This is a genomic window from Providencia sp. PROV200 (genome assembly GCF_049901995.1).
In the GTDB taxonomy this organism is placed as follows: Bacteria; Pseudomonadota; Gammaproteobacteria; order Enterobacterales; family Enterobacteriaceae; genus Providencia; species Providencia rettgeri_E.
The window spans coordinates 1,139,740-1,162,587 of record NZ_CP096307.1; the positions used below are offsets into that span (position 1 = coordinate 1,139,740).

The window sequence follows — 22,848 nt, forward strand, 5'->3', positions numbered from 1 at the left end:
TTAATATTCCTCAAAAAAATACTCGTCATACTTCGAACTGCAGCGTTGTTGGCTGCACTCACTTACCCTAGTCACATACTTATGTATGCTCCTAGGGATAAGCCTCGCTGGCCGCCTAGCTGCAATTCGAATTATTTAGAGTATTTACTCGTCGTATCTCGAACTGCAGCGTTGTTGGCTGCACTACTTACCCTAGTCACATACTTGTGTATGCTCCTAGGGATAAGCCTCGCTGGCCGCCTAGCTGCAATTCGAATTATTTAGAGTATTCACTCGTCGTATCTCGAACTGCAGCGTTGTTGGCTGTACTTGGTACCAAAAGTAGGCCAAGTTAAAGTATTTGGAGCTTAGGTTAGTTAATAAAAACAGCTTACTGGATTCTTTTTAGCATAAAATTGACGGTTTATCTGCAAAATAACCGTCAATTTTTTGTAAAGTAATGCTTTCTATCAGAAAGGCATTTCAAAAAATTATAGTTAGGTCACTCTTTTTCTGCAAGATATGGGTCTTCATAGCCCAATTCAGCCAGAATTTCGGTTTCTAAACCTTCCATTTCTTCTGCTTCATCATCTTCAATATGATCATAGCCTAAAAGATGAAGGCAACCGTGAACAACCATGTGTGCCCAGTGTTCTTCTGCCGTTTTTTGTTGCTCAACCGCTTCTTGTTCAACGACTTGGCGACAAATAATTAAATCACCGAGCAAAGGAAGCTCAATTTCAGGTGGGGCTTCAAAGGGGAATGACAACACGTTAGTCGGTTTGTCTTTACCGCGATAGGTTAAGTTCAAGTGATGGCTTTCAGGTTCATCAACTACCCGAATAGTGACTTCACTTTGTGCTTGAAATTTCGGCAACACCGCGGTTAACCAACGCTGAAACTCGTCTTCCGAAGGCAAACCATCAGGGTTTTCACACGCAATTTGTAAATCGAGAATAATTTCGATGTCACTCATTTATGGGTTTTCCTGCTTTTCAAATTGCTTTTGTTGTTCTTTTTCTTCACGTAATTGTTGGCGACGTTTATTATCTTGTTCTTCCCATGCTTCATAAGCCATGACGACTTTTGCAACGACGGGATGGCGAACCACGTCTTCGCTGTGGAAGAAATTAAAGCTTAAATCATCCACTTCAGAAAGCACTTCAATGGCATGACGTAACCCTGATTTACTACCGCGAGGTAAGTCAACCTGAGTAATATCACCCGTCACAACCGCTTTGGAATTAAAGCCAATACGTGTTAAAAACATTTTCATCTGTTCGATGGTGGTGTTTTGGCTCTCATCTAAAATAATAAACGCATCATTCAAGGTACGACCACGCATATAGGCGAGCGGTGCAACTTCGATAACATTACGTTCAATGAGTTTTTCAACTTTTTCAAAGCCCAACATTTCAAATAGCGCATCATAAAGTGGACGTAGGTAAGGGTCGACTTTTTGGCTGAGATCCCCAGGCAAAAAACCCAGTTTCTCGCCTGCTTCAACCGCTGGACGGGTAAGCAAAATACGACGAACTTCTTGGCGCTCTAACGCATCAACAGCCGCTGCGACTGCTAAGTAGGTTTTACCCGTTCCGGCGGGGCCAATTCCAAATGTAATATCATGGTCTAAAATATTGGCGATATATTGCGCTTGATTTGGGGTGCGTGGTTTGATCACACCACGTTTAGTTTTAATATTCACCGCCTTGCCATAGTCAGGCACGCTATCGGCAGATTGCTCTAAAACGCGGCTATCCATAATGGCTAAGTGAATATTTTCAGGGTCGATATCAGGGGTCACACCGCGCACGGGTGCGGTATCGACATACAGTTGACGCAAAATTTTGCTCGCCGCTTGAACATTCAGTGGCTTACCCGATAACTTAAAACGGTTATCACGGCGATTAATTTCGATAGCAAGGCGGCGTTCTAGCTGCTTGATATTATCGTCAAATGGCCCGCAGAGGCTCATTAAACGCTGGTTATCTGCGGGTTCTAGAAAGATTTCTTGTGTTGCGATTTGCAAATTTTTTGTCTCGGTCACTGAATATCCTATGGTTGCGGCTTAGGGTTGAAAGCTACCAACACCTAGCTCATCTTCTTTACGGGTACGTGCAATAACAGATTCTGGCGATTCATGAACGCGAAGACCCATTTGGTCTTCTGTACGAATGACTTTACCGCGTAATGAGTTGGTATAGACATCCACAATTTCGACATCCACAAATTTACCGATCATATCCGGTGTGCCTTCAAAGTTTACCACACGGTTATTTTCAGTACGTCCAGATAGCTCCATAACGTTTTTACGGGATGTTCCTTCAACTAAGATACGTTGAACGGTTCCCACCATTTGGCGGCTGAAGCTTAGTGCCTGCTGATTAATACGCTGTTGCAGTAAGTATAGACGCTGTTTTTTCTCATCTTCAGTTACATCGTCAGGTAAATCTGCAGCGGGTGTGCCAGGACGTGCGGAGTAGACAAAGCTGTAGCTCATGTCAAAATTCACGTCTGCAATGAGTTTCATTGTTTTTTCGAAGTCATCGGTTGTTTCACCGGGGAAGCCCACGATAAAGTCCGAACTGATCAGAATACCAGGGCGTGCTTCACGCAGTTTGCGAATAATGGCTTTGTATTCAAGTGCGGTGTGCGCACGTTTCATCATTGTTAGAATGCGGTCTGAGCCACTTTGCACGGGGAGATGCAAGAAGCTGACTAATTCAGGGGTATCGCGGTAGACTTCGATGATGTCGTCAGTAAATTCAATTGGGTGGCTAGTGGTAAAGCGCACACGGTCGATACCATCAATTGCAGCGACTAAACGCAATAATTCTGCAAATGAGCAAATTTCACCATCAAAGGTTTCACCGCGGTAGGCATTCACGTTTTGGCCAAGCAAATTAACTTCACGTACACCTTGTGCCGCTAACTGCGCGATTTCAAACAAGATATCATCACAAGGGCGACTAACTTCTTCACCTCGGGTGTAAGGTACTACACAGAAGGTGCAGTACTTGTTACAGCCTTCCATTATCGAAACGAAAGCCGTTGGTCCTTCGGCACGAGGTTCAGGTAAACGGTCAAACTTTTCAATTTCAGGGAAGCTGATATCGATAACTGGGCTACGAGTGCCTTGAACTTGGTTAATCATCTCAGGCAAACGGTGCAAAGTTTGCGGGCCGAAAACGATGTCAACACTTGGTGCACGTTGGCGAATAAAATCCCCTTCTTGTGAAGCGACACAGCCGCCTACACCAATAATAATGTCAGGGTTTTTGTCTTTAAAAAACTTCCAACGACCAAGTTGATGGAAGACTTTTTCTTGTGCTTTTTCACGAATTGAACAGGTATTAAGCAGTAATAAATCGGCTTCTTCTGCAATTTCAGTGAGTTGATAACCATGGGTATTTTCTAATAAAGATACCATTTTGGATGAGTCATACTCATTCATCTGGCAACCCCAAGTTTTAATGTATAGCTTTTTATTCGTCGACATGTCGTATATCCGGTGTTTTCGAAGCGGCTAGTGTAATGGACTCCGAAACGCGTTGTAAATCCAAAGTCCTACCCTTTATATTTGGGAAGTCGCATGCATTTTGATTAAGGACATCATTGTATGATGGGATAAATGCAAAGATATTTAAAATAATATCACCACACGAAATCTAAGGGCAGGCAATTTGCCTATTGTTTTAAAATTAGCACGTATTGTATTCATTTGCGGCATCAGTGACCAGAGGATGTTGCGAAATTGTGGTTGTTTTTTGTGCAAATCAAAATGTTTTCAGCAAAATACACTATTTGTAAGGTTATAAAGAAGAGAGAAACGCATGAGCTCTAAGCCTTCAATACCTATATTTCCTGTGACAGCCATCATTTTTCGGTACAATACCTTTATTAACGTGGTCACTGTTATCAAACGATAACCTTTATTAAACAATAAATAGTAGCGAACGTATGAATAAATTAATCGAATCTTATGATGTTGTCGTCGTTGGCGCAGGGATGACTGGCGCGGCAGCAGCATTGGGCTTTGCTCAAGAAGGCATGCGAGTCGCTTTGCTTGAAAAAGCACAACCTGCGGCCTTTGACTCACAAAGTGCTCCTGATGTTCGTATTTCTGCGATTAGCCGCGCTTCTGTTGAATTGTTGGAACAATTAGGGGCTTGGCAACATGTGAAAGCAATGCGGAGTGCGCCATATCGCCAGTTAGAAACATGGGAAGAACCCGATAGCAATGTGGTTTTCGATGCTCAAAGCCTTGGGTTGCCTGAACTCGGTTTTATGGTAGAAAACCGTGTGTTACAACTTGCATTGTGGCAAGAATGTGAAAAATACAGCAATCTAGACCTTGTCTGTCCTGCGAGACTTATCAATTTATATCAATCTAAGCAGCAAAAAGAGTGGATGTTGGCATTAGATGATGGCCGAACTTTACAAGCTAAGCTTGTGGTCGGCGCTGATGGCGCTAATTCGCAAGTCCGTAAAATGGCAGGAATTGGTAGCCGCGGCTGGCAGTATCGCCAATCATGTATGTTGATTAGTATTCAAACACAGCAGCCTCAGCAAGACAAAACATGGCAGCAGTTTTTTCCGTCAGGGCCGAGGGCATTTTTACCTCTGTATGATAATTGGGCCTCATTAGTCTGGTATGACAGTCCCGCAAAGATCAGACGTTTACAAGGTATGTCAATGGAACAATTGACGGGAGCGGTTTCTGAAGCTTTTCCTGAACGCTTAGGGCCGATCACTGCGATAGCTTCCGGGGCGTTTCCACTGACCCGTCACCACGCAAGTCGCTATGTAATGGATGGGCTGGCACTGATTGGCGATGCCGCTCATACTATCAACCCTTTAGCGGGGCAGGGAGTGAATTTAGGCTATCGAGATGTTGATGCATTGCTCAAAGAAGTGACTTACGCGCGTGAATACATACAACCATGGAATTCCATTGATGTATTGAAACGTTATCAACGCCGTCGTTTACCTGATAATTTAATCATGCAAGCTGGAATGGATGTGTTCTATATGGCATTTAGTGAAAAGTTACCGGGATTGAAAATAGTTAGGAATCTTGGGTTGATGGCGGCACAGCGCGCCGGAGAAGCAAAAAAACTGGCTCTGAAGTATGCGTTAGGGTTATAGAACTTATCTTAGATATATAAATAGGCCGCAAAATTAGAGGCCTATTTATAATTAAATGAAGAAGTTAGCGCTATTTATTATTAGCTAAATCAATTGGCTGAATGTGACTTATATCTGTATTGATGCTGTCGTCTTCAGTAATCACTGAATCTATTGTTTCATTTTTTGCTGAAAACGCATGAGCCAGTTTTTCTGTGTCGAGTTCTTTTTCCCAACGTGCAACAACGATACACGCACATGCGTTACCGACTAAGTTAGTTAAAGCGCGGCACTCAGACATAAATCGGTCGATACCTAAAATAAGCGCCATGCCTGCAACAGGAACGCTTGGTACCACCATCAAAGTGGCTGCTAAGGTAATAAAACCTGCACCCGTTACACCAGCTGCCCCCTTTGAGCTTATCATGGCAACTAGCAGCAATGAAATTTGTTCCCAGATAGTCAGCTCAATATTGGTGGCTTGGGCAATAAATAATGCGGCCATCGTCATGTAGATGTTGGTACCATCAAGGTTGAATGAATAACCAGTAGGGATCACTAAGCCTACAACAGATTTTTCACACCCCGCATGCTCCATTTTTCGCATTAAACTTGGTAATGCGGCCTCAGAAGAAGAAGTCCCTAATACTAACCAGAGTTCATCTTTGATGTACTTAATCAGTTCAATGATTGAGAAACCGTTATATTTGGCTACCGCTCCCAACACCAGTAAGACAAATAGCAGTGATGTTATATAGAAAGTCATAATCAGCATCATTAAATTGCCGATAGAGGATATTCCATATTTACCAATGGTAAATGCCATTGCACCGAATGCCCCGATAGGGGCGAGTTTCATTAGCATCGCCACCATTTTGAACACAGGTTCAGAAAAGTTTTGCAGTAACTTAACGATAGGCTCGCCGTGTTTACCCGTTGCAGCTAGCGCTAACCCAAAAATAACTGCAATAAACAGAACTTGCAGAATATTTCCATTAACTAATGGGCTGATGACGGTATCAGGGATGATATTCATCAAAAAGCTGACAATCGAGGATTCGTGTGCTTTTTCAACGTAGGTGGCAACTTTGCTGCTATCCAAAGTCGCTGGATCAATATTAAGCCCCGAACCTGGACGAATGATATTCGCGATGATAAGACCGATGATGAGAGCAATTGTCGAGAAAGTGATAAAGTAGAGCATTGCTTTACCTGCGACACTTCCCACGGCCTTCATGTTTGACATCCCTGATATACCGGTGACAACAGTTAAGAAGATAACTGGTGCGATAATCATTTTAACGATTTTGATGAATGCATCACCAAGCGGTTTTAGTGACTCACCAATGTCTGGAAAAAAGTGACCAAGTGCTATACCCAGAACGATGGCTACTATCACTTGAACATATAATATTTTATATATTGGTTGCTTTATCATGTTTCGCATAAATTTTCTCTGTAAAAATGTTGCGTTTGGCAATTTATAATTATTAGGTTTAAAACTTTTATTAGAGTTTTTGAGAGCTAATTTAGTTGGAATGGAGGAAGGGGCTGAATTCATTAGTACCAGTGAGTGATAATAATTTGACTGGTAATAATCATACCTAACTACAATTCCATGGAAGGTTACCACTTTAAGTGGTTATATAAAAATGATTGAAGTCACATATTTGATATAAAAGTTACCCAAACGTAAATTTTATAGGGTAAATGTTGCTCTAAGATCACTTTTAGCGATTAAGTTGCTACTTATTTAGTAGTGTTGGGATTAAATAAATAAAGATATCGCAAAAAATAATCCGTTAAGCTAAAAAACAGAGGTGAAAATATAGAAAACAGTGGAAATGGATCCCCTGTTTATTAAAAATCGAACGTGTCTGCTGTTTTTTTTATTTTTGTTTCATTTATCAATAAAAGTGATAAATGAAATTAGAGGTAGGGTTTTATACATAAATACGTTATGCCTAAATGCACTACGGGGTGTTAAGGGAAATCTAATTTATGGGGGATTAAAGAGAGAATGGCTGGGGTACCAGGATTCGAACCTGGGAATGCCAGGATCAAAACCTGGTGCCTTACCGCTTGGCGATACCCCAACAAAAAGAAATGGTAGCTACGACGGGATTCGAACCTGTGACCCCAACATTATGAGTGTTGTGCTCTAACCAGCTGAGCTACATAGCCATTATTATTTCTTTGGAATGATTGTTGCAACAAGAAGGGAAGTAGATGGCTGGGGTACCAGGATTCGAACCTGGGAATGCCAGGATCAAAACCTGGTGCCTTACCGCTTGGCGATACCCCATCCGGGAAATTCTACTATTGATTGTATTAAGATGGCTGGGGTACCAGGATTCGAACCTGGGAATGCCAGGATCAAAACCTGGTGCCTTACCGCTTGGCGATACCCCAATCTTAAATTCAATACTACCGAGAAGGAAAATGGTGCGGGAGACAAGACTTGAACTTGCACACCTTGCGGCGCCAGAACCTAAATCTGGTGCGTCTACCAATTTCGCCACTCCCGCAAAATAATGGTGGCTATGACGGGATTCGAACCTGTGACCCCAACATTATGAGTGTTGTGCTCTAACCAGCTGAGCTACATAGCCATCTTTTTTTGCATTACCTTCGTCGGCGTTGCGGGGCGCATTATGCTAATTACAGACCCGACAGTCAACAGCTTTTTGCACTATTTTTTAGAAAACGTGACTGTTTGTTTGTTGAATAATCATTTTGTCGATAAAGCCAGCAAAAAACAAGCCCGTATTTGAAAAAAATCACTTTTTGTCTTACCTGTTAGATAAATGTAATTTGGTGACGCGTGAAGTCATACAGTGAAAGAACGCAAAAATTTGTAACAGGAACAAAGGAGGGAGAAGACGACGCGATAGAAAAATAGCTTATGAAACGAAACGTTCAGATTGTCGCTAATAAAAAAGCAGGTATCTCGACCTGCTTTAAAGAGAACAACGGTAAAAATTAGCTTTCAAACAGTTTTTGTAATAATTCACCATTGAGCATTGCCCGTTTAGTGAGTGCGAAAGCGCCTATCGCAGAGTTATGAACTAACTGTGACGTGACGATGGGGAGATTCTCCCTAAACCCTTTTAAGGCTTGTGTGTCAATGCAGCTTTGAATCGCGGGTAACAGAATTTGTTCTGCTTCCGTGATATCGCCTGCAATGACGACTTTTTCAGGGTTAAACAAGTTTATTGAGATAGCAATCGCTTTACCAATTTGACGGCCAACATGCTGAATAACTTCATTGGCAAGTGGGTCTCCTGTATTGGCGGCTTGGCAAATATGGGAAATCGTACAATTTTCCAATGTAAGGGAGCTTGAATAGCCTTGTTCTAAACGTTGTTTTACACGAGCTTCAATCGCTTGGTTTGAGGCAATGGTTTCTAAACAACCAAAATTGCCACAGTGACAAAGTTCACCGAGTGGGTCAACTTGGATATGGCCGATTTCCCCGAGGTTACCTCGGTGGTTGAGCAATATCTCTTTATTGATGACCAAACCTGCCCCTGCCCCCCTGTGAATACGGACGAGGAGTGAGTCTTCGCAATCACGGGTTGCACCAAAGTAGCTCTCAGCGAGCGCTAGGCTGCGAATATCGTGCCCTGCATAACACGTTATTCTAAAGTGCGCTTGTAAATTATCGATGAGATGCCAATTGTCAACTTTGATATGTGGCATGTAGTAGACAATTCCACTATTTGGGTTAACTAACCCAGGGAGAATAATCGAAATTGCGATTAACTCTTTTAAGCGTTTTTGATTATGTTCGATAAAATCTTCAAGGGCGGAAATCAGCTTTTGTTCTACCGCTTGCTGAGAAGGTTCCGTGATAGGGTAATGAGCATCGATAATCATTTTGCCACCTAAGTCGTATAAGGCGATGGTGGCATCATAGCGGCCTAAACGAACGCCAATGGTGTGAAAATTTTTGTGTTCGGAGACAATCGATATGGCACGTCGGCCCCCAGTGGAGGCCTGTTGGTCAACTTCTTTAATTAAGCCACGTTCGAGTAGTTGGCGAGTGATTTTAGTGACACTGGCTGGGGCAAGTTGGCTTTGCTCCGCGATTTGAATTCTTGATATCGGGCCATGTTGGTCAATCAAACTATAGACGACAGCGCTATTGAGTTGTTTGACGAGATCAATATTACCAATTTGCTTCAGCGAGTGGCTTTGATTCATTAGCTAGTTACTCATTTTTTGTAGACTTCTGCTCCGTTAACATAGGTTGCGAGGACGTCGAAGTCGTGGTTAAACGCGGTTAAATTCGCAATTTTACCCGGAGCGATAGACCCTAACGTCTCATCAACTCCAATGGCTCTTGCGGGGTAGAGCGTTGCCATTCTCAGTGTTTCATCTAATGGAATACCCACGTACTCTACACTGTTTCTTACTGCTTCTATCATTGTTAGTGATGAGCCGCTGAGTGTGCCATTTTCATCTACACATAATCCATCGCGGTAGTATATGGTTTTACCTGCGAAGATAAAATGATCCATTTCACCAGTTTGAGGATCTATTCCTGCGGGCGCGGTGGCATCAGTCACTAAAATTAATTTATCACCTTTTAAGTGTTTGCTATTACGGATATTTGCCCATTGGACATGTAAGCCATCCGCAATAATTCCGGCGTAAACTTCAGGGGTGTCATAAATAGCCCCTACTAAACCCGGGCCACGGCCTGAAATATATGGCATGGCGTTAAAAAGGTGCGTTGAAAAGCGGATTCCGGCTTTAAAACCTAGTTTGGCTTCCTCGTAAGTTGCATTTGAGTGCCCAGCTGAAATCACAATCCCTGCATCTTTCAATTGATGAATATAATTAACTTCAACCATTTCAGGTGCTAATGTGATTTTCGTTATCGCATCTGCATGGGCGGCTAAATAATCAATCATCTGCGCGGATGGTTGGCGGATAAATTCAGGGTTATGTGTGCCTTTTTTAATAACATTAATATATGGGCCTTCTAAATGGAGCCCGAGAGCTTGGTTCTTGTGGTCTTTTAAATACTCGGTCATGACCTCAATACCATGCTTCATTAATTCGTCAGAGCACGTAATCAGCGTTGGCAAATAACTGGTACATCCCGTGCGTTCATTGGCTTTTTGCATGATATCCAAATTCTTTAATGTGACATTTTCTTTATTATCATTGAATTGGACACCACCACAGCCGTTGACTTGCAGGTCAATAAACCCAGCGGACAAGATTGCACCTTGTAGGTCATGCTGTGAAATATGGGAAGGTAATTCAGAGACAGGACAAACATCTTTGATGATTTCACCATCGACGATGACCGCATGGTTATCCAGTCTTTCATGACCTGTATAAATAATGCAATTTGTTAATGCATACATGGCTTAAACTCCTGACCTCTGGAAGGTGGGTCACCGATCAGCCTTCGCTGACCGGGTGATTGATAAATATAATATTAGTTAAACTTTTCAATAATTTCAGATTCTAGCTGTTTGAAATATTTAAGCGTTTTGACTTTTAATTCGAGTGTTGCGGGTTCATCACAGACGACCAGTGCTTTTGGATGCATTTGCACGCAGCTTACTGTCCACATATGGTTGATTGAACCTTCTACCGCAGCATGAACTGCATTGGCTTTATTTGCACCTGTCGCGAGTACCATTAACTCTTCAGCATCCATTAATGTGGCAACTCCCACAGTTAAAGCGAATTTTGGTACTTGGTTGATATCGTTATCAAAAAAACGTGAGTTAGCTTGGCGTGTTTCGGGCGTTAATGTCTTAATGCGAGTACGAGAGTTCAGTGAAGACCCCGGTTCATTGAAAGCAATATGACCGTCGTTACCTACGCCGCCCATAAATAAATTAATTTTGCCGTAAGATTTAATTTTATCTTCATAACGTTGGCATTCTGCATCAACATCAGGGGCATTGCCATTCAGTAAATTAATATTTTGCGCTTGAATATCGATGTGGTTAAAGAAATTCTCATGCATAAATGTGTGATAGCTTTGAGGATGATTAGCTGGAATACCAATATATTCATCCATATTAAATGTGACCACATGCTTAAAACTGACTTTTCCTGCGTTATATAAAGCAATCAGTGCCTTATAAGTTGCAAGAGGGGTGCCACCTGTTGGTAGCCCAAGAACGAAAGGGCGATCAGCAGTAGGGTTGAATGCGTTGATTTTATCAGCGATATACTGTGCGGACCAAATGCCGACATCATGCGCATTGTTAAGTGGAATTAGCCTCATGTCTTAATTACCTCTAATAAGTCTGTGAAATCTTTCATATATATATGTATCCCTGATGTTATTCATTAGATATAGGAATACTCGTTATACTTCAAATTTATTGTGCATTATCACTTGCTTGACCTGCTGTTTTTGTTTCAGTTCATGCATTCAAGTGTGCTGAGAATATACAGGTTAATAGCATAAAAAAGTTATTTTTAATCATAAAATAAGTTTTCAATAATAGCTAGTAATTTAGTCATATCAGTAACTCTTTCGTTGATATTTATCACAAATCGAACCTATTTATTTTGCATCGCGAAACAATTAATTTAGACTATGAAATTGATACTCTCAATAACCTAAATTATGATTTAGGTGTGTGAACAAGAAGATCCCGTAAATGGGACAAAAATAGGGCGATAAAGGGGGAGTTTGTGAATATTCTTAGCTACTTACAGCGGATTGGTAGGGCACTTATGGTGCCAGTTGCGGTACTACCAGCTGCAGCAATCCTGATGGGGATTGGCTATTGGATTGACCCAGATGGTTGGGGAGCCAATAGTGCAATCGCGGCGTTACTGATTAAATCGGGCGCGGCTATTATTGATAATATGTCCGTGCTATTTGCTATTGGTGTTGCTTATGGGATGTCAAAAGATAAAGACGGTGCTGCTGCACTGACCGGTTTTGTTGGCTTTTTAGTCGTGACAACACTGTGTTCGCCTGCATCTTATTCCATGATCATGAATGTTCCGTTGGAAAGCGTTCCTGCGGCATTCGGTAAAATAAATAACCAGTTCGTGGGTATCTTAGTTGGGGTACTGTCTGCAGAATTGTACAACCGCTACAGTGGCGTAGAGCTACCAAAAGCATTGTCTTTCTTTAGCGGCCGTCGCCTTGTACCCATTCTGACATCATTCTTAATGATCATCTTAGCCTTCATACTGATGTATGTGTGGCCAGTGGTCTATAACGGTTTAGTCTCTTTCGGTGAAAGCATTAAAGACTTAGGCTCTGTGGGCGCGGGGATTTACGCATTTTTCAACCGTTTATTAATTCCTGTGGGTCTCCACCATGCACTTAACTCAGTGTTCTGGTTTGACGTTGCAGGGATCAATGATATTCCAAACTTCTTAGGCGGTGCTAAGTCAATTGAAGCAGGCCTTGCAACAGTAGGTATTACGGGTCGTTATCAAGCGGGCTTCTTCCCAATCATGATGTTTGGTTTACCTGGTGCGGCATTAGCGATTTACCACTGTGCACGTCCAGAAAATAAGGCAAAAGTTGCTGGTATTATGATTGCCGGTGCGTTCGCGGCATTCTTCACCGGTATCACTGAGCCGCTTGAATTCTCCTTCATGTTCGTGGCACCGATTCTGTACGTAGTCCACGCATTGTTAACCGGTATCTCGGTTTATATCGCAGCAACAATGGAATGGATCTCAGGGTTCGGCTTCAGCGCAGGTTTAGTCGATATGTTATTGCAATCACGTAACCCATTAGCCGTTCAGTGGTATATGTTGATTGTCCAAGGCCTAATCTTCTTCTGCATTTATTATGTCATTTTCCGTTTCATGATCCGCAAATTCAACCTGTTAACCCCAGGCCGTGAAGAGAGTGCAGGGGATGAAACTATTGATGGTTATGACGAAAGCATTAGCCCTGCCGATAGCAGTGATAGTGATATTCAAAAAGAAGCTCGCCAATATGTTGCAGCGGTGGGTGGTAGCGACAACATCGTCAGTATTGATGCCTGTATCACTCGTTTACGTTTAGGTGTTAAAGATTCAGCGATTGTTAATGACGCCATGACAAAACGTTTAGGGGCTTCAGGTGTTATCCGCTTAAGCAAACAAAATGTGCAAGTGATTGTCGGTACACGTGCTGAATTAGTGGCAAAAGCAATGACTGAAGTGATTGCAAAAGGCCCAATTGCAGGTTCTGCGCCAGTTGCAGCGGCAGAAGAGAAAAAAGCCACAGAGCCTGCGAAAGCTAAAGGCAATGTGATTTTATCTCTGGTTGCGCCAGTGAGTGGTCAAGTTTTCTCACTTGACGATGTGCCAGATGAAGCGTTCTCTAGCCGTATTGTGGGCGATGGTATTGCCATCAAACCAACAAGCAGTGAAGTGTTAGCGCCGGCATCAGGTACGGTGGTGAAAATTTTCGAAACTAATCATGCATTCTGCCTTGAAACAGAAAATGGTGTCGAACTCATTGTTCATATGGGGATTGATACTGTTGCACTGAAAGGCGAAGGTTGTGCACGTTTAGTGGAAGAAGGAGCTGAAGTAACCGCTGGCACACCAATTCTGAACCTCGACCTTGCGTTCCTTGAGGCCAATGCTAAATCAATGATTAGCCCAGTTATCATCAGCAATATTGATGACTTCGCTGGTGTCGAGATTTTAGTTGAAGGCGATGTGAAAGCAGGCGAAACGGTTATTTATAATGTTCTGAAATAATTTAGTTTAATATTATAAGTGAGTAAGAGGGTGGCTTAGGCCACCCTTTTTTTATGGTGGTTAAATAAGAAAAAGATAATCATACAGGGTATAACAAATAATGATAATCACTATCAATTGAGTTTGGTTTATAAAGAAAATATAATTAATTGTTAGCTTTGTGGGGAGGTGTTTTTTCTAAAATACGCGAATAATTAAAATTAAAGCGCCTAAAATAATTATAAAAAAGTATCTATAAGGAGAAAGGAATGGGATTAAAAATTCATTTGGTTTGATAAATAAACCAAATGAATATGTTGGTGAAGAGTATTCTCTTGGCTTAGGGGATGATGGTAGCATTATAGAAAAACTATTAACCCTGAAGGAAATATTATTATAATGGTTGTTTTGATGTGCTTTTTGATTGGGTCTCTAATCTTCAAAAGCATATAAAAAATAAAGTTAAATATTAATAAATATGATTATCAAGTTTTATTAGATTATCGAGAAGAATGGTAATTATCTATATTTATAAATTATTAGTAAATAATTTAATTTACTTGTTTTATACAAATTAATATTTATCTAAAACAAAAACATAAGGAATATGTAATATGACTGAATTAGTGAAATACTTATAACTTCACTCTCGACTTATGATTTAGGAGAAATTTCGTGAGGTTGATTTCATGGTTTATCGTTATAGGAGCGTTCATAATAGGGACTCCAACTTGGGGAGGAAATACAAATCCTCCTTTAATTCCAACTGTAAGAGATCGTCTATATACCATTGGGTATAATGAAACAGAACTACGTTATGACCCTGACCTACCTAAAAAAGTTTCTTATCCTGCAAACCAACAGCAAGTGCTTGAGTTATATCATCGGGCATTAAAAAATAATAATGAAGATGATAATTATGTCTTGTTTTCTTTTTTCAGAATTGGTTGCACCGATTTTAAGCATTTACATAATGTGAAAGCTGCAAAAGAAGAGTGTGCACTGGCAAATTTCTTTTTGAAGAGAGTATTAAAAATTAATTCTAATAATGGGTTAGCTCTGTTATTTACAGGGGTAAACTATCAGCATGGTAATGGGGGGGAAATAAATATGCCAGAAGCAATTTCATATTATGAACGAGCTTACCACCTTCATGGTAATAAGGTACTTGTCGCAGTAAAAAATCTTTCGACGATTTATTTACATGGACTCGGCGGGATCCCTCAGGACTTTAAGAAAGCTAAATACTATTTAGAAATGGCCGCAAGAGATAACCCAAAGGGGCAAGATGCATATTACCTCAAGAATTTTGATACATATGTTGATTTACTCAAAATATCAAATGAAGGTGATAAATGTAAGCAACAAAACCCGAATAACCGTATCTGGGTAAAAGAATGTAATGATAAAGTAGAAAAGAAAATAGAAGCGTACTTAAAAAAACATAGAGGAAATCAGAAAGAGAAAGATGCGATTGGTTAATTTACCAAAATTTTATTTTATGACTAATATGCAAGGTAGTTATGAATAATACGTTAAAAATAGCGTGTAAAAAACACGCTATTTTTCGTATTAAAAAATTGCATTTATTAATAACATTGGCGAAATCTCAAACAAGGTTGTCAAGTTTGCATAAGCAAGGCGCTTTTTTCATCGATAAGATAACTTTTCAATGACTCATGAGGACTTATCTGTGGATTGGCTACTGTGTTTATTTGGATTCATTTCAGGAATAACAACGGCATTATTCGGCTTCGGTGGCGGTTTTATTACGGTTCCACTGTTATATGCCTTGATTACCTTAGTGTGGGGGCCACAAAGCGATGCAGGAACTGTGGCAATGCAGATTGCGGTGGCAACTTCAACCTGCGTGATGATTTTTTCATCAACGTTATCAAGTCGCGCTCATTATTTAAAAGGGAATCTCAGCTGGCCAATTATACGTCCTTTTATTATTCCAATTTCAATTGGTGGCATATTTGGGGCAATTGTTGCGCTATCCGTAGATAGTGCATTAATTCGTTGGATATTCATCGGTTATCTCATTATCACTATTCTAGATTGTTTTATACGTCCTGGTTTTATGAAAACAGGATCTATAGGTATACAAGCCTCCCGTGGTGGTATTTTTGCCGATACCCCGATTGGAGTGGTGATTGGTGCGGTGGCGGCATTTTTAGGTGTTGGTGGCAGTGTGATGACAGTTCCTTTAATGCGACGTAGAGGTGCGAGTATGATCCAAGCTGCTGCCTTTGCGAACCCATTGACATTACCAATGGCAATCACGGGGACATTAACTTATTTTTATTTCGCCATTGATAAACACATTGACCTCGGAGCAGGCTTTCTGGGGATGATCTATATTAAAGGGGCATTAATTCTCATTGTGACATCGTGGTTAGGGATCCGTTTTGCTTCTTTATTAATGCCTTACCTGAGCGATAAACGTCATGCTCAAAGTTATCCGTTACTGTTACTCATTGTTTTGACTGTTATGTTACTGGCTTAAAAATAGCGTATATCGGCGGGTAAAGATGGGCTTTTTGCCCTAAATTCTTCCAGATCATCGCTTTTGCTGCACTTGGCGCAATCAAACGGTTGTTTCCTGATTGATTATGGTAGAATATATTCAGATACTACACGCTTTTAGCGCGCTTTTGGCATTGAGGAATGATGACAATGAATGAGGCAGATGCTCGCCCAACAAATTTTATCCGTCAGATCATAGATGAAGATCTGGCGACTGGAAAACACACGTCAGTGCATACGCGTTTTCCACCTGAACCGAATGGCTATTTACATATTGGTCATGCTAAATCAATCTGCTTGAATTTTGGCATTGCCAAGGATTATCAGGGCCAATGTAACTTACGTTTTGATGATACAAACCCTGTAAAAGAAGATGTCGAATACGTTAACTCAATTCAAGAAGACGTTAAATGGCTTGGTTTTGAGTGGAGCGGCGATGTTCGTTATTCCTCTGACTACTTTGATACCTTGTATCAATACGCGATCGAGCTGATCAAAAAAGGCTTAGCTTATGTTGATGAGCTCAGCCCAGACGAAATTCGCGAATATCGTGGGACACTCAAAGAGCCCGGTAAAAATAGCCCATACCGTGAGCGCCTAATTGAAGACAACTTAGCATTATTCGAAAAAATGCGTGCGGGTGGCTTCGAAGAAGGAAAAGCGTGTTTACGTGCGAAAATCGATATGGCATCCCCATTTATGGTGATGCGTGACCCAGTTTTATATCGTATTAAATTTGCGGAACATCACCAATCTGGCAACAAATGGTGTATTTATCCAATGTATGACTTCACGCATTGTATTTCTGATGCATTAGAAGGGATTACGCATTCATTATGTACGCTAGAGTTCCAAGATAACCGTCGTTTATATGATTGGGTATTAGATAATATCACCATTGATTGCCATCCACGTCAGTACGAGTTTTCTCGTCTGAATTTGGAATACACGGTGATGTCTAAGCGTAAATTGAACCAACTAGTCACCGAAAAACATGTTAATGGTTGGGATGACCCACGTATGTTAACCATTTCGGGTTTACGTCGTCGTGGTTATACCGCAGCCTCAATTCGTGAATTTTGCCAACGTATCGGCGTGACTAAACAAGACAATAACGTTGAAATGGCCGCTTTAGAGTCTTGTATTCGTGATGACCTGAATGAGTCAGCACCACGTGCGATGGCGGTTATCGACCCAGTTCGTGTGGTGATTGAAAACATGCCTGCTGGCGAAGAGATTTTAACAGCGCCAAACCATCCAAATAAACCGGAGATGGGTACGCGCCAAGTACCATTTAGCAATGAAATCTATATTGACCGTGCAGACTTTCGTGAAGAAGCGAATCGCCAATATAAGCGCTTAGTATTAGGCAAAGAAGTTCGTTTGCGTAATGCATACATTATTAAGGCAGAGCGTGTTGAAAAAGACGCTGATGGTAATATCACAACTATTTACTGTAGTTATGATGCAGGCACACTGAATAAAGACCCGGCAGATGGCCGTAAAGTCAAAGGCGTTATTCATTGGGTTAGCGTCGCTCATGCATTACCAGCAGAAATTCGTCTGTATGACCGTTTATTTACAGTACCAAACCCTGGTGCAGAAGATGATTTCTTATCAGTTATCAACCCGGAGTCACTGGTTATTCGCCAAGGTTTTGTTGAGCCAAGCCTGAAAAATGCAGAGGCAGAAAAGGCGTATCAGTTTGAGCGTGAAGGCTATTTCTGTGCTGACAGCCGTTTAAGCAGCGAAGATCATTTAGTGTTTAATCGTACTGTGGGGTTGCGTGATACTTGGGCTAAGCTCGAGTCTAACTAAAATCCTCGTTATCCTTCGCGCTGTAGGTGTGTTAGCTTCACCCACTAGCCCTAGTCACATACTTATGTATACTCCTAGGGTCTAGCGGTCTTGCTGCTTTCCTACAACACGAATGAGCCCCTGATAAATGAATTATTTAGAGGGCTGTTCGAGAGCATTAGAACAAAAAAAGCCGTGATATTTCTAATTAATATCACGGCTTTTTCTATGGGTAATACGACTTATTGAGGTTTGTTATCCACTTTTTCTTTTAATAATTCATGCAAATATTTATTGGCTGAGATCACATTTCCTTGTGCATCTTTGACTTGATACTCTTCACCAGTAATGGATGATTTTGAAGCAACGTTATCAATAAATTGTTCTGCAGTATTGAGGCGTTTCTCTGTTTTACGTAGTTTTAATCGCAAGTGAGACTCAGCATCGACAGCGGAATACTCAGTGCCATTACGAGTAAAAGTAAGATCCTGCTGTTTACCAAGTGCTGCTAATAATGATTCAGTACGAATTTTTTCTTCAGGACTCAATGCAAGGGCTTGAGTGGTTACAAAAACACTTAAAAAAAGCACTAATGCAGATGAAAAACGATTTGATAGTTGGGTGGTAAGCATTTGCACGAATTTCTCTCCATAGAAATAAAGGTGAAGAAATTATAAGCAGACTTTTAATTTAAACTATCGGTAAGATTCTTAGAATTCAATTCTTAATAGTCGATTAAGGCATAAAGCGATAACCAATCCCTGTTTCGGTTAATAGGTGAATTGGGCGTGCTGGGTCATTCTCCAACTTTTGCCGTAGATGGCCCATGTAGATGCGTAAGTAATGATTATGTTCCACATAATTAGGCCCCCACACTTGTAGTAATAAATGCCGTTGAGTCAATACTTTGCCACTATTAGCCACCAGTTCACTGAGTAAACGGAACTCAATCGGGGTAAGGTGGAGCTCTTCACCTTGCTTGGTAACAATTCGATTAATAAAATCGATAGTGATATCCCCAAACTGGCATTTTGAGTTTTCTTGAGTTACTTTGCCAAAACGCCGTAAAGCGACTCTAACACGAGCCAGTAATTCACTAATACCAAAGGGTTTTGTCAGGTAATCATCAGCGCCGGCATCCAATGCAGCCACCTTTTGCGACTCCTCTTCGCGAGCGGATAAAATAATGATAGGGATACTGCTCCACTGGCGTAGTTCACGAATTAAATTGAGTCCATCGCCATCAGGTAAGCCAAGGTCTAAAATCAATAAATCAGGTTGTCGCGTACCGGACTCAATGAGGCCGCGTTGATAGTTTTCCGCCTCAAAGACTTTCCAGCCTTCACCTTCCAGCGCCAAGCGAACAAAGCGACGAATTTCTTTTTCATCTTCAACAACTAGAATTTGATGGCTAGTGCTCACAATATGCTAATCCTTTATGTTTCTACTTCGATATCAGGTAGTTGCTTTAGAGGTAAGACAAAGTGGAAACTGGCTCCACCTTTATTATTATTCTGCGCCCAAATTTCCCCTTCATGTAATTGAATTATAGCACGGCAAATAGCGAGCCCTAAGCCAACCCCTGGGATCGCTGACTCTTTTTGCGCCCGAGAAAATTTGTCGAAAATATTTTTTTCTTGCCCATTTGGGATCCCATTGCTGGCATCCCATATTTCAATATGAATTTTTTGCCCTTCAACGGCAGCTCGAATACCAATCGGGGTATCGTTATGGCTGTATTTTACGGCATTTTCTAATAGATTGATTAGAACCCGTTCAATCAAATTAGCATCGCAATAAAGTAATAAATCGGCTGGAATATCAATTTCTAAAGGGTGACTGTGTAAGGTGTAATCTAAGGTTCTAACGGCACTACTGGTAATTTCTTGTAGTGATTCCCATGCTAAATTGGGTTGAATACTACCCGATTGCAAGCGAGCCATATCCAATAAATTATTCACTAAACGCGAAGTGCTAAGTACTTGTTGGCGCATTTGGTTGACTTGCTCTGTTAATGGCGAGTTTTCCGCCGATAAATTCAACATTAAAATTTCGGTTTGACCGAATAAAACGGTGAGCGGTGTTTTTAGGTCATGAGAAAGTGCAGCAAGTAACGAGTTTCTCAGTTGTTCACGTTCAATATCTAATTTGGCAGACTCAGCTTGTTTGGTCAGCTGTAGACGAGCAAGAGCACTCGCAATCAGCCCCGTAAAGGTTTGCAGCATACGCTGTTGCTCAGGGATCAATAATTGGCGCATATTTTTTGGCTCAATCGCAAGAACAGCAAGGGTTTGATCTGCCGTGGTGATCGGTTGTAATTGATAAGGAACACTTGGCAAAGTATCCGTACCAGCACCAGCAGGTTGGCGCTTATCAAAACTCCACTTAGCAATGGCTTTATCAATTTGCATTGCAGTATAGCCATCACATTGCAACGGTGTTAATTGGCCATCCTCATCAGGTAATAATAAGCAACTTTTGGCTTGGAAGGCATTATTGAGAAAATGGTACCCTGTTTTTCCAATATCATCTGTGGTAATGGCTTGGCCTAATTCTTTTGTCATTTCATATAAATGACGTGTCCGTTGTTCTCGATACCGAGCGATACGTGCTTGGTATCGCATACCCGCAGTTAAATTCCCCACAACAACCCCAACAATTAGCATCACCGTAAAAGTGACTAAATATTGCATGTCCATGATCGCAAGGGAAAAATGAGGTTGAACAAAGAACAGGTCAAAACTGATCACGTTGACCAGCGCGGCAAAGACAGAGGGCCGTCGACCATAAAATAATGCAATTAACACGACACCTAATAGATAGAGTGTCACGAGGTTGGCTTTATCGAGGGCCAATAAAAAGGTACGTGAAAATAAAGTGATAGCGGCGCACATCACAATAGCCATTAAATAGCCATTCATATCCGATCGCCATTTTTCAGAGAATGGTTTTCTTTCCGGCTCTTTATCCCACTCACTTTGCTCTTCAAGTGCGACGATCACTAAATCTAGATCAGGGCCGAGCTTACCAAGACGATCGGCAAACCCGGGACGTAAATTGAGCTTAAACCATTTGTTTGCTTTATTACGCCGACCAATTAATATTTTCCCTAAATTATGTTCTCGTGCATAACGTAATATGGCTTTTTCTTCTGAAGGATCGGATAACGTGGCCGTTTCTGCCCCTAAGTCTTGAGCAAGGCGTAACGCTTTTAAGATAGCTCTGCGCTGGGTTTCAGGTAGCTGATGAAGTGAAGGGGTTTCAACATAAACAGCATGCCAGACACTGCCAAATTTTGCGGCAAGTCGCGCGGCTGTACGGACTAATTTTTCATTTCCCGTATTATGGCCAATGCATAGCAAGAGTCCATCGCGAGTGTGCCAAACAGGTGCTTGGCCTTTACCGTCGCGAAATTCACGCATCTGGTCATCAACCCGGTCGGCAGTACGGCGAAGAGCGAGTTCACGAAGTGCAATTAAATTTCCTTTACGGAAAAAATGTTCAATGGCGCGTTCGGCTTGTCCTGGGATATAAACTTTGCCTTCTTTAAGGCGCTGTCGTAGGTCGTCAGGAGGAAGGTCGACTAATACCACCTCGTCTGCAGCATCAAAAATATGATCTGGAACCGTTTCACGTACACGAATACCTGTAATGCTTCCCACAATATCATTCAGGCTTTCAATATGTTGAACGTTGATGGTTGTCAACACATCAATACCAGCATCTAATAATTCTTCGACATCTTGCCAGCGTTTAGGGTGACGGCTGCCATTAGGGTTACTAAATGCTAACTCATCCATTAAAATTATGGCTGGATGCCTAGCAATTGCGGCGTCAATATCGAAGCTGTTTAGACGACGACCGTGATGAATAATACGTCTGGGGGGCAATAGTGAAAGGCCGTCAAGTAGCGCGGCCGTTTCTTCTCTTTCATGGGTTTCTACTACGCCAATCAGCACATCTAGCCCTTGTGCTCTGAGTCTTTGTGCTTCTTGGAGCATGGCATATGTTTTTCCAACACCCGCACAGGCCCCGAAAAAAATCTTTAATTTGCCACGTCCAATTTCATTGGCTTTGACCAAGAGTTCATCGGGGTTAGGGCGGATAGGTTCCTGATTGTTCATCATAGCCCCTAGTGAGTTTGACTATTTATTTGTTGTTGATATTCATCAAGTGCTAAGTTCAGTTTTAGCACATTAATGACGGGTTCGCCTAAAAAGGATAACAATGTCTGTTCAGTATGCGTTTCTATCAATAATTTTACCGCATCCAATGGAATTTGCCTGCTTTTTGCAATGCGTGGCGTTTGGTACAACGCGGCATCAACGGAAATATTGGGGTCTAAGCCACTGGCAGACGATGTGAGTAAATCGGCTGGAATGGCATGACTGGCATCGGGATTTTCTGCGCGCAGTTGTTCACTGCGTTCAGTCATAACTTGTTGTAATAATGGGTTGCTGACCGCTAAATTACTTCCACCAGAAGCTAATGTATTGTAGGGGCTATCAATAGTTGAGGAGGGGCGACCGTGAAAATAGCGGGCGTCATCCACATTTTGCCCGATCAAGGCTGAGCCAACAATGTGTTCATCTTGAGTGAGCAAAGAGCCGTTAGCCTGCCATGGAAAGAAAACATGGGCGAGGCCGGTTACCATTAATGGGTAGGCTATACCAGTAAAAAGTGTGAGTATTAATAGCATAATAATCGATGAACGGATCATATTCATAATCAATT

General features: G+C 41.5%; 17 protein-coding genes and 6 tRNA genes. 6 read left to right on the forward strand and 17 right to left on the reverse strand.

The window, feature by feature from the left end; all coding sequences use genetic code 11:
- Positions 1-481: 481 nt before the first annotated feature.
- The 3 genes from ybeY to miaB are packed head-to-tail and all read right to left on the reverse strand — an operon-like array spanning position 482 to position 3,478.
- Positions 482-955 carry an rRNA maturation RNase YbeY gene (gene ybeY, locus M1E86_RS05025; RefSeq protein WP_213914234.1) on the reverse strand — a complete coding sequence of 158 codons (474 nt, stop codon included), beginning with the start codon at positions 953-955 and terminating at the stop codon, positions 482-484.
- Positions 956-2,008, reverse strand: a complete 1,053-nt coding sequence (locus M1E86_RS05030) for a PhoH family protein (protein ID WP_125894261.1) — start codon at positions 2,006-2,008, stop codon at positions 956-958. It lies immediately after the preceding gene.
- A 39-nt stretch (positions 2,009-2,047) separates the two neighbouring features.
- On the reverse strand, positions 2,048-3,478 hold the full coding sequence (gene miaB / locus M1E86_RS05035; RefSeq protein ID WP_213914235.1) for a tRNA (N6-isopentenyl adenosine(37)-C2)-methylthiotransferase MiaB: 1,431 nt from the start codon (positions 3,476-3,478) through the stop codon (positions 2,048-2,050).
- Positions 3,479-3,939: 461 nt separating this feature from the next.
- Between miaB and ubiF the strand changes: the two genes are divergently transcribed.
- Positions 3,940-5,127 carry a 3-demethoxyubiquinol 3-hydroxylase gene (gene ubiF / locus M1E86_RS05040; RefSeq protein ID WP_213914236.1) on the forward strand — a complete coding sequence of 396 codons (1,188 nt, stop codon included), beginning with the start codon at positions 3,940-3,942 and terminating at the stop codon, positions 5,125-5,127.
- 70 nt (positions 5,128-5,197) lie between these two features.
- On the opposite strand, the gene M1E86_RS05045 is transcribed toward ubiF, so the two are convergent.
- From M1E86_RS05045 to nagB, 10 genes are all read right to left on the reverse strand, one after another.
- A complete protein-coding gene (locus M1E86_RS05045; protein ID WP_248468419.1) occupies positions 5,198-6,541 on the reverse strand; it encodes a dicarboxylate/amino acid:cation symporter in 1,344 nt (447 codons plus the stop codon).
- Positions 6,542-7,127: 586 nt separating this feature from the next.
- A tRNA-Gln gene (locus M1E86_RS05050) sits at positions 7,128-7,202 on the reverse strand.
- Positions 7,203-7,213: 11 nt separating this feature from the next.
- Positions 7,214-7,290, reverse strand: a tRNA-Met gene (locus M1E86_RS05055).
- A 46-nt stretch (positions 7,291-7,336) separates the two neighbouring features.
- A tRNA-Gln gene (locus tag M1E86_RS05060) sits at positions 7,337-7,411 on the reverse strand.
- 32 nt (positions 7,412-7,443) lie between these two features.
- Positions 7,444-7,518: transfer RNA gene (locus tag M1E86_RS05065), tRNA-Gln, on the reverse strand.
- Between the two features lie 31 nt (positions 7,519-7,549).
- Positions 7,550-7,634: transfer RNA gene (locus tag M1E86_RS05070), tRNA-Leu, on the reverse strand.
- A 7-nt stretch (positions 7,635-7,641) separates the two neighbouring features.
- A tRNA-Met gene (locus M1E86_RS05075) sits at positions 7,642-7,718 on the reverse strand.
- Between the two features lie 370 nt (positions 7,719-8,088).
- Positions 8,089-9,312 (reverse strand): DNA-binding transcriptional regulator NagC, encoded by a 1,224-nt coding sequence (nagC, locus tag M1E86_RS05080; protein ID WP_213914238.1) that lies wholly within the window; start codon positions 9,310-9,312, stop codon positions 8,089-8,091.
- 11 nt (positions 9,313-9,323) lie between these two features.
- A complete protein-coding gene (nagA, locus tag M1E86_RS05085) occupies positions 9,324-10,487 on the reverse strand; it encodes an N-acetylglucosamine-6-phosphate deacetylase (protein WP_213914239.1) in 1,164 nt (387 codons plus the stop codon).
- Between the two features lie 74 nt (positions 10,488-10,561).
- Complete coding sequence (gene nagB / locus M1E86_RS05090; protein ID WP_004909001.1) at positions 10,562-11,365, reverse strand: glucosamine-6-phosphate deaminase; 804 nt, start codon at positions 11,363-11,365, stop codon at positions 10,562-10,564.
- A gap of 416 nt (positions 11,366-11,781) precedes the next feature.
- Between nagB and nagE the strand changes: the two genes are divergently transcribed.
- From nagE to glnS, 5 genes are all read left to right on the forward strand, one after another.
- Positions 11,782-13,809, forward strand: coding sequence for an N-acetylglucosamine-specific PTS transporter subunit IIBC (gene nagE, locus M1E86_RS05095; RefSeq protein WP_213914240.1), 2,028 nt, complete (start codon positions 11,782-11,784; stop codon positions 13,807-13,809).
- Between the two features lie 271 nt (positions 13,810-14,080).
- On the forward strand, positions 14,081-14,188 hold the full coding sequence (locus M1E86_RS05100) for a colicin E3-like toxin immunity protein (RefSeq protein ID WP_213914241.1): 108 nt from the start codon (positions 14,081-14,083) through the stop codon (positions 14,186-14,188).
- A gap of 275 nt (positions 14,189-14,463) precedes the next feature.
- Positions 14,464-15,270 (forward strand): sel1 repeat family protein, encoded by an 807-nt coding sequence (locus M1E86_RS05105; protein ID WP_426099269.1) that lies wholly within the window; start codon positions 14,464-14,466, stop codon positions 15,268-15,270.
- Between the two features lie 211 nt (positions 15,271-15,481).
- Entirely contained in the window at positions 15,482-16,297 is an 816-nt protein-coding gene (locus M1E86_RS05110; RefSeq protein ID WP_213914248.1) for a sulfite exporter TauE/SafE family protein, read from the forward strand.
- A gap of 170 nt (positions 16,298-16,467) precedes the next feature.
- Positions 16,468-18,135 (forward strand): glutamine--tRNA ligase, encoded by a 1,668-nt coding sequence (glnS, locus tag M1E86_RS05115; RefSeq protein WP_148099020.1) that lies wholly within the window; start codon positions 16,468-16,470, stop codon positions 18,133-18,135.
- A gap of 221 nt (positions 18,136-18,356) precedes the next feature.
- On the opposite strand, the gene M1E86_RS05120 is transcribed toward glnS, so the two are convergent.
- From M1E86_RS05120 to kdpC, 4 genes are all read right to left on the reverse strand, one after another.
- The gene (locus M1E86_RS05120) at positions 18,357-18,746 is read right to left on the reverse strand and encodes a DUF5329 family protein (RefSeq protein ID WP_125894257.1); all 390 of its coding nucleotides are present in this window, start codon (positions 18,744-18,746) and stop codon (positions 18,357-18,359) included.
- A gap of 103 nt (positions 18,747-18,849) precedes the next feature.
- Positions 18,850-19,539: a two-component system response regulator KdpE gene (gene kdpE, locus M1E86_RS05125; protein WP_213914249.1), complete on the reverse strand. Its 690-nt coding sequence runs from the start codon at positions 19,537-19,539 to the stop codon at positions 18,850-18,852.
- 11 nt (positions 19,540-19,550) lie between these two features.
- A complete protein-coding gene (gene kdpD / locus M1E86_RS05130; protein ID WP_213914242.1) occupies positions 19,551-22,238 on the reverse strand; it encodes a two-component system sensor histidine kinase KdpD in 2,688 nt (895 codons plus the stop codon).
- Between the two features lie 8 nt (positions 22,239-22,246).
- Positions 22,247-22,840: a potassium-transporting ATPase subunit KdpC gene (gene kdpC, locus M1E86_RS05135; RefSeq protein WP_125894154.1), complete on the reverse strand. Its 594-nt coding sequence runs from the start codon at positions 22,838-22,840 to the stop codon at positions 22,247-22,249.
- Between the last annotated feature and the right edge of the window lie 8 nt (positions 22,841-22,848).